The 8,061-nt window shown below is 70.5% G+C and carries 5 protein-coding genes and 1 pseudogene; 3 read left to right on the forward strand and 3 right to left on the reverse strand.

The window, feature by feature from the left end; all coding sequences use genetic code 11:
- The first annotated feature begins 57 nt into the window (after positions 1 to 57).
- Positions 58 to 1,710 (forward strand): fumarate hydratase, encoded by a 1,653-nt coding sequence (locus tag N5079_RS34745; protein ID WP_261588477.1) that lies wholly within the window; start codon positions 58 to 60, stop codon positions 1,708 to 1,710.
- 72 nt (positions 1,711 to 1,782) lie between these two features.
- On the opposite strand, the gene N5079_RS34750 is transcribed toward N5079_RS34745, so the two are convergent.
- The 3 genes and pseudogenes from N5079_RS34750 to N5079_RS35730 form a co-directional block, all read right to left on the reverse strand.
- The gene (locus N5079_RS34750; RefSeq protein WP_261588478.1) at positions 1,783 to 3,687 is read right to left on the reverse strand and encodes an alpha/beta hydrolase family protein; all 1,905 of its coding nucleotides are present in this window, start codon (positions 3,685 to 3,687) and stop codon (positions 1,783 to 1,785) included.
- A 437-nt stretch (positions 3,688 to 4,124) separates the two neighbouring features.
- The gene (locus N5079_RS35725) at positions 4,125 to 4,445 is read right to left on the reverse strand and encodes an IclR family transcriptional regulator C-terminal domain-containing protein (protein WP_410007858.1); all 321 of its coding nucleotides are present in this window, start codon (positions 4,443 to 4,445) and stop codon (positions 4,125 to 4,127) included.
- 315 nt (positions 4,446 to 4,760) lie between these two features.
- Positions 4,761 to 4,982, reverse strand: a pseudogene (locus N5079_RS35730) (helix-turn-helix domain-containing protein); the annotation flags it as partial.
- A gap of 112 nt (positions 4,983 to 5,094) precedes the next feature.
- Between N5079_RS35730 and N5079_RS34760 the strand changes: the two are divergent.
- Positions 5,095 to 6,390 carry a serine/threonine-protein kinase gene (locus N5079_RS34760; RefSeq protein ID WP_261588480.1) on the forward strand — a complete coding sequence of 432 codons (1,296 nt, stop codon included), beginning with the start codon at positions 5,095 to 5,097 and terminating at the stop codon, positions 6,388 to 6,390.
- 42 nt (positions 6,391 to 6,432) lie between these two features.
- Positions 6,433 to 8,061, forward strand: coding sequence for a serine/threonine-protein kinase (locus tag N5079_RS34765; protein ID WP_261588481.1), 1,629 nt, complete (start codon positions 6,433 to 6,435; stop codon positions 8,059 to 8,061).

Genomic DNA, 8,061 nt, shown 5'->3' on the forward strand with positions numbered 1-8,061 from the left:
AGAGCCGTACGCTTGGACGACCATCAGTAGAGGCAGACGCAGAGGGATCCGAGGACGATGCCGGAGTTCGACTACACCGACCTGCTGCCGCTTGGGCCGGACGAGACTCAATACCGCCTGATCACGACCGAGGGCGTGCGGGTCACCGAGGCGGCCGGGCGGAAGTTCCTGGAGGTCGAGCCCGAGGCACTGCGCCTGCTCACCGAGACCGCCGTTCACGATATTTCGCACTATCTCCGGTCGTCCCACCTGGCTCAGCTCCGGAAGATCATCGAAGACCCCGAGTCGAGCGGCAACGACCGCTTCGTCGCGCTCGACCTGCTGAAGAACGCGAGCATCTCGGCCGGCGGCGTGCTGCCGATGTGCCAGGACACCGGCACCGCCATCGTGATGGGCAAGCGCGGCAGGCACGTGCTCACCGATGGCGGGGACGCCGAGCACATCAGCCGCGGCGTGTACGACGCCTACACCCGGCTGAACCTGCGCTACTCACAGATGGCGCCGCTCACCATGTGGGATGAGAAGAACACCGGGAACAACCTGCCCGCCCAGATCGAGCTGTACGCCGAGGACCCGGGCGGCCACCCGGACGAGTACAAGCTGCTGTTCATGGCCAAGGGCGGCGGCTCGGCCAACAAGTCGTTCCTCTACCAGGAGACCAAGGCCGTCCTCAACGAGAAGCGGATGCTCCAGTTCCTCGAGGAGAAGATCCGCTCGCTCGGCACCGCCGCCTGCCCGCCGTACCATCTGGCGATCGTCGTCGGCGGGACCAGCGCGGAGTTCGCACTCAAGACGGCGAAGTACGCGTCGGCGCGCTACCTCGACAGCATCCCGACCGAGGGCTCGACGAGCGGCCACGGCTTCCGCGACCTGGAGTTGGAGAAGAAGGTCTTCGAGCTGACCCAGAAGCTGGGCATCGGCGCGCAGTTCGGCGGCAAGTACTTCTGCCACGACGTGCGGGTGATCCGCCTCCCCCGGCACGGCGCGTCCTGCCCGGTCGCGATCGCGGTGAGCTGCAGCGCCGACCGCCAGGCGCTGGCGAAGATCACTCCCGAGGGCGTCTTCCTGGAGCAGCTGGAGACCGACCCGGCGAAGTTCCTCCCCGACACGACGGACGAGCACCTTTCCGACGACGTCGTTAGCATCGACCTCAACCGCCCGATGCCGGAGATTCTCGCCGAGCTCACGAAATATCCGGTCAAGACGCGGCTCTCGCTCACCGGACCCCTCGTGGTCGCCCGCGACATCGCTCACGCCAAGATCGCCGAGCTGCTCGACAACGGCGGGGAGATGCCGCAGTACCTCAAGGACCACGCGGTTTACTACGCCGGGCCGGCCAAGACGCCGGAGGGCTACGCGTCCGGCTCGTTCGGCCCGACGACTGCCGGGCGCATGGACTCCTACGTGGAGCGCTTCCAGGCTGCCGGAGGATCGTTCGTGATGCTGGCCAAGGGCAACCGGTCGAAGCAGGTCACCGAGGCGTGTCAGAAGTACGGCGGTTTCTACCTCGGCTCGATCGGCGGCCCGGCCGCCCGCCTCGCCCAGGACTGCATCACCAAGGTCGAGGTCCTGGAATATCCGGAGCTCGGCATGGAGGCCGTCTGGAAGATCGAAGTCGTCGACTTCCCGGCCTTCATCGTCGTCGATGACAAGGGTGACGACTTCTTCTCCGACACCACCGGCCCCGTCCTCACCATCGGCCGTCGCTGAGCCCGCGCCGGGCGCGGAAGGGAGGCCCTCGCCGTACGGGGACCTCCCTCACGCGCGCCCGGGTGGAGACGGTCAGGCCGGGACCTGCGGGACGGGCTCGGGGTCGGACGCCGGCGCCTGCGCCGCCGTCCCGGTGCGAAGCCGCCGGATCGCGAGGACCAGCAGCACGACACCGGCGAGCAGGGGCAGCCCGACGCGGATCCACTGCGTGGCCCCGCCCCACGGCTCGACCGGCCACTGGGTCGCCGTGCCCGCCGTGATGTCCCAGGTGATCAGGATCGCGTTGACGAACGCCCCCGGAAGCACGCTCCCGGTCCTGCGGAAGAAGTAGGTCGAGATCAGCGCCACCGCCGCGAGCACCGGCACGAACTGGTACGCCACGATGATCAGGAGCGGCTGGTCCGGGATCGCCAGGGTCCCGCCGGCGACGAGCGGGGCGTAGTCGGCGACGAGGAGCACGACCAGGCCCGCCACCATCACCGCGACGTTCGCGGCCAGCTCGCGGCCGGGGCTGCGGTCAGCGGGCCGGAGCTGGTTGTGCAGGACCAGGCCGAGCACCACGAAGAACACCGTGAACGGGATCAGGTAGCTCAGGAAGATCCGGAAGTGCGTGGCGTCCATGAGGTGGAGCTGCACCACGTAGATCCGGAAGTCGGTCGTGAACGCCCAGTCGGAGAAGGCGAGCAGCGCGTAGAGGCCGGCGACCACGGACGCCGCGAACACGATCGACCGGCCGATGCCGCGCGGCCGCAGGCCGTAGTCGGCGAGGCCCGCCCCGCGGTTGCTCCGGAAGTGCCAGACCAGGAACAGCACCAGCGACACGAGGGCGTTCCCGATGGCCCACCCCATGATGCCCGTGGTCACCGTCTGCGGGAACAGCCCGCTCGCCGGGATCAGATAGTTGGCGAAGTCCTGGAACCAGAAGAAGGTCACCGCGGGGATCGCCGCCGCCACCAGGGCCGCCACCCACCACGGGGTGCCCCGCCGCACGCCACGGGCCGGCGCCGCCTTAGCGGACAGCACGGCGAAGTACGGCGTGCGCAGGAGCAGCGCGCCGAAGGGGAAGAGGAACAGGATCCCGCCGACCAGGGCGATCAGCGTGCCGAGCTCCTTGAGCCACCAGACCTGGCCGGAGGCCGGGTGCCCGCCCTTGAGGGTGCGCGCCATCCAGTCGGTGGCGTGCGAGACGGACTCGAAGCTGAAGGTCAGGCCGGGGTGGTTGTTGGCCGGCCGGTAGACCACGCGCGCGTTCCCCGTGTCGATCGAGCCGTAGACCTTGCCCTCGACCACCGGCGCCGCGCTGCCGAACAGGGTCTTCATCTTGGCGGAGGACTGCGCGTCGCCCGGGTTGGCCACGCCGTACATGAGGGGGGAGAACTCCTCCCACTTGCCGTAGATCAGCGCGGTGTTGCGCGGGAACGACGCGTCGCCGTCGGGGGCGGGGACGCCCTTGTCGCCCGGCGACGAGCCGACGAGGACGAGCGACTTGTAGCCGTCGGGGATGGCCTTGGCCGCCTGGAGCACCGTCCAGCCGCCCATGGAGTGGCCCTCGAGACCGATGTTGTCCTTGTCCACGATGTCGAGGGAGCGCAGGTAGGCCAGCGCGGCCGGCCCGCCGTAGCCGTACGCGAACGCGGGCGCGTCGGAGAAGCCGTGCCCCTGCTGGTCGAGGGCGAGCACGACGTACCCCCGGCGGGAGAACTCGATCGCGAACGCGTCCTGGGTCTCCCGCGAGTTGATGTACCCGTGCACGGCGAGGACAGCGGGCGCGGGGGTCTTCGCGGTCACGCCCCGCGGGACGTAGAGCAGGCCGGCGAGCTGGTGCCCGTCGTTGCCGGTGAACCGGACGTCCTGGACCGACACGGCGCCGCCGGCGGTCTGCGTCCACGCGGCGATCCCACCGCCGAGCAGGACCAGGGCTAGAGCCAGGCTGAGCAGGGCCCAGAGCCCTGTGCTCCTGCCTTGTGTGGGGGTCATGTGCCTACCAGACCTTTCGTTGTAGTACGGCCGGAGGCCCTGCCCGTCCCCCCCCGGACGGGCAGGGCCGCCGGCTAGTGATCGGCGAGCCACTGTTCGGCGTCGCCGAACCGCGGCGCCGCCGATGTCGCCGGGCGTGGTGGTCCCGCCTGCCCGGCGTACGAGGGAGGGGTCACGGCCCTGTGACCGCCGCCCCGGATGCGCAGGACATACCGCCTAGACGGTATGTCCCGATCACGCAGGTACACCTCTGATGAACTGCCGGGCTCCTCCCCGGCCGCCGCTCACGCCCACCGGGCCCGGCATGCCGGTCCGTCGGCGTACGTACTGCGGTCCAAGCACGAGGAACCTCACAGTCTGCGAACTCGTTCGGTAATGCCGAACGATATGTGCAGTTTATTCACCCGGCGCTTTACGTCAATGACGTGTCCGAAGTGTTACCGGCCGAGGTCGCGGGTGATGGCCCGCGCGGCGTCCCTGACGTAGGAGACGATCTCCATGCGCGGCGCCCCGTCCTCGGCGAGCCGTTCCACGGCGCCCCGGACGCCGATCGCGCCGACCGTCATGCCCCGCCCGTCGCGGATGGGGGCGGCGATGGCCACCTCGCCCTCCACGAACTCCTCGATCTCCGCCGCCCACCCCCGCGCCCGGATCGCCTCGAGCTCCTCCTCAAGGTCGGCCACGGTGACCAGCGTCCTCCCGGTGAAGCGCTCCAGCGGACCCGTGATCGCCTCCCCGTACGGGTCGTAGGCGAGCAGCGCCTTGCCGAGCGCCGTCGCGTGGCCGGGCAGGAGGGTGCCGACCTGAAGCACCTGCAGGCTGTCGTCCGGGCGGAACACGTGGTGGACCACGAGGACGCACCCCTCGTGGAGCGTGCCGATCCAGGCGCTCTCCATGCTGCGGCCGGCCAGCGCGTCCGCCCAGTTGAGCGAGCGGGCCCGCAGCTCGTTCACGTCGAGGTAGCTGCTGCCGAGGTGGAGGAGGGTCCCGCCGAGCCGGTACTTCCCGGTGGTCTCGTCCTGCTCCACGAACCCGACATGCACGAGCGTGCGCAGGATGCCGTGGAGGGTGCCCTTGGGCAGGCCCATGGCCCGGGCCAGCTCCACGACGCCGAGCTGGCGGGGCCCGGACGCGAGCAGTCTCAGGATCGCAGCGGCCCGCTCAACCGACTGGATCATCTCTCCCACGCTGGGACTGTATCCCGAGTCGACAATGCCGAACATCGGCCTCGCGGCCGTCCGGGGCCCTCGAACCTCTGTGGTCGCCGTGAGACGCTTCGTCCCCGTCCTTACCATTGGGCGCCGGTGACCCTACATGCCGAATGTCAGAACATTTGACAGAAGATCTCAACAATTTACCGGCATGGTCTCTACAGGTCGCATTACCCGAATCGGTAAGCTGCCACCCATGCGTGCGCCGTCCGGATACCAGTTAGCCGCGCGCTACCGGCTTGTCGAGCCGGTAGGCCGCGGTGGAATGGGCACCGTCTGGCGTGCGCGAGACGAGCTCCTCGATCGTGACGTGGCTGTCAAGGAGGTACGGCTGCCGCTGGTCCTCGACGAGGACCTCCGAGCCGAGCTCTGCGCGCGCACCGAACGCGAGGGACGCGCGACCGCCATGGTCGCCCACCCCTCCGTCATCACGGTGTTCGACGTGGTGACCGAGGACGATCGCCCGTGGATCGTGATGGAGCTCCTCAAGGCGCAGTCGCTGGAGGAGATCGTCCGGCACGAGGGCCCCATGGACCCCCGGCGGGTGGCCGAGATCGGCAGGCAGGTGCTCGGCGCGCTGCGGGCCGTCCACGCCAAGGGCATCCTCCACCGGGACGTGAAGCCCAGCAACGTCCTGGTGACCGAGGACCGGGCCGTCCTCACCGACTTCGGGCTGGCCGCCCTGGAAGGCGACGTCTCGATCACCCAGGCGGGCATCGTGCTGGGCTCGGCCGGATACATCGCGCCCGAGCGGGTCCTGGGCGACAAGGCCAGCCCTGCGGCCGATCTGTGGTCGCTCGGCGCGACGCTCTACACCGCCGTCGAGGGCCGCGGCCTCCACGGCCGGCGTACGGCTGCCGCAGCCCTGGCCGCTCTCACGAGCGGCGCCCCGATCCCCATGGAGAAGGCGGGCCCGCTCGCCCCGGTCCTGCGCGGCCTCCTCCAGATCGACCCGGAGGCCCGTCTCGACGGGGTCCGGGCGGCCCTGACCCTCGCGAGGATCGCCGCCGGCGGCAACGCCGAGGAGATCATTGCGCAGCATCGGCCGGTTCGCCCCGCGATCCCGCCGGCCGTACCGACGATCGGGCGCAAGCCGCCGCACCGCGGGCAGCACCGGGCCGAGTCTCGGCCCGCGCCCAGGCCGGTGCCCCCGGGACAGCCGCGCGATCCCCGGGACTCCGGCCCGCACCGGGTCTCGGGCCCGCACCGTACGTACGGCGCTTACGGCCGCGACCTCCGAGACGCCCGCGACTTCCGGGACCCCCGCGACTTCCGGGACCCCCGCGACTTCCGGGACCCCCGCGATCGGCGCGACCCCCGCGAGATGGCCGCCGTGCCCGCGCAGCGGCGCCGACCGGCCGAGGGAGTCCACCGCAAGCCCCCCGAGCCGTCTCTGAACCAGATCGGCTACGGCCCGATGATGCGACGGCTCGCCAAGGTGATCACGATGGTTTTGCCCCGCCGTTACTGGCCGAGAAGATTTCTCAACTGAGTAGAAAGCGATTCTCTAGGCAGAATCGCTATCTTTCTTCTCATGCCGGAACAGCAACCGCGGCTGCTCGCTGATCGCTACGAGTTGATCACCCCTATCGGCCGAGGCACCATGGGCACCGTCTGGCGTGCCTTCGACCGGTCGCTCGGGCGTGAGGTCGCCGTCAAGGAGATCCGCCAGGATCCGACGCTCAGCGCACCGCAACGCCGCGAGCTGCGGGAACGAATGATCCGGGAGGGCCGCATAGCGGCCAGGGTCAGCCACCCGTCCGTCGCCACGATCCACGACGCGATCGAGGTGGACGGCAGCCCGTGGATCATCATGGAGCTCGTCGAGGGCCGCTCGCTGGAGCAGGTGATCGACGAGGAGGGCCCTCTGCCGCCCCGGCTCGTGGCGGAGATCGGCTACGACCTGCTCGGCGCGCTCCGCGCCGCCCATTCCCAGGACATCCTGCACCGGGACGTCAAGCCCAGCAACGTGCTGCTGACCGAGACGGGCCGGGTCGTCCTCACCGACTTCGGCATCGCCAAGGCGCAGGGCGACAGCCCCCTCACGCAGACCGGCATGGTGATCGGCTCCCCCGGCTACACCGCGCCCGAGAGGGCCAGGGGCGACCACACCGGCCCGGAATCCGACATGTGGTCCCTCGGGGCCACCTTGTACTTCGCCGTCGAGGGACGGCCCGCGTACGAGCGCGGCTCCGTCGGGGAGACCCTCGCGGCCCTCATGACGGAGACCGCCGACCCGCCCACCCAGGCCGGCCCCCTGCGTCCCGTCCTCGACGGCCTGTTGCAGAAGGACCACACGGTACGGCTCACGCCCGAAAGAGCCGCGGCGATGCTCCGGATCATCGCCGACACGCCGGCCGCCGCCCCAGCCGGCGCTTCCGCGAAACCCGTGCCGCCCGTGAAGGCCGCCGCGTCCAAGGCCACTCCCGTCAAGGCCGCGTCCACAGGCACTCCCGCCGGAGCGGCCTCTGCCACGGACGTCTTCCCGGCGACCGCTTCCTCAGCGGCGGATGGACCGCGGGACGCCGATCCGGCCCCGGGAGCCGCCGTCCAGCTCGGCCCCGGCTCTGGCCCCTCCTCGGAGGACGCGGCCGACCAGACGATGGTGATAATCCGCCCCAAGGGTGGTCTTCGCATCCCTCCTCCGGCTTCCACGCCGAGCACTTCGGCCGATGGCGCAATTCCGGCGACGCCATCCACCCGCGCCACCCCAGCCCGAGACGCCACGTCCCCTGCGAGTGGCGCGACGGCGGCCCCAGTGGCCGACGCTTCCGGGGCCGTCCCCGCAACGGGCGCCGGCGAGGCGAGTGACGACGATATGGACACGACGGCCCCGCGCAGATTGCCCCCCAAGCGCCCTGAAACGGCTCCTCCCACCGGCGTCGCCGGCGCGGGGGTGGCAGCACAACCGCAGGGGCACACGGGACCGGGGCAACCCGCGCCGGGGCAGTCAGGAGGGGCCCTGGCCGCATCGGCGCCGGGCAATGCCGGTGACAGCGGCAACGGGCATCGCCCCGGCGGGCTGGGGACGGACCTGTTCGCCATGCAGAACCCTCAGGAACCGGACGCGGGCGGGCGGGTCCGCGTGCTCGTGCTGGCCGTGATCGCCCTCGTGGCCTTCCTCACGGTCGTAGTCCTGGCGATGGTCGCCTTGGGCCGTTAG

The organism is Planotetraspora sp. A-T 1434 (assembly GCF_025420585.1).
GTDB lineage: Bacteria > Actinomycetota > Actinomycetes > Streptosporangiales > Streptosporangiaceae > JAOEGB01.

Coding starts and splice junctions, on each gene's coding strand:
- N5079_RS34765 (WP_261588481.1), top strand. CDS start 6,433: ATGCCGGAACAGCAACCGCGGCTGCTCGCTGATCGCTACGAGTTGATC.
- N5079_RS34760 (WP_261588480.1), top strand. CDS start 5,095: ATGCGTGCGCCGTCCGGATACCAGTTAGCCGCGCGCTACCGGCTTGTC.
- N5079_RS34745 (WP_261588477.1), top strand. CDS start 58: ATGCCGGAGTTCGACTACACCGACCTGCTGCCGCTTGGGCCGGACGAG.
- N5079_RS34750 (WP_261588478.1), bottom strand. CDS start 3,687: ATGACCCCCACACAAGGCAGGAGCACAGGGCTCTGGGCCCTGCTCAGC.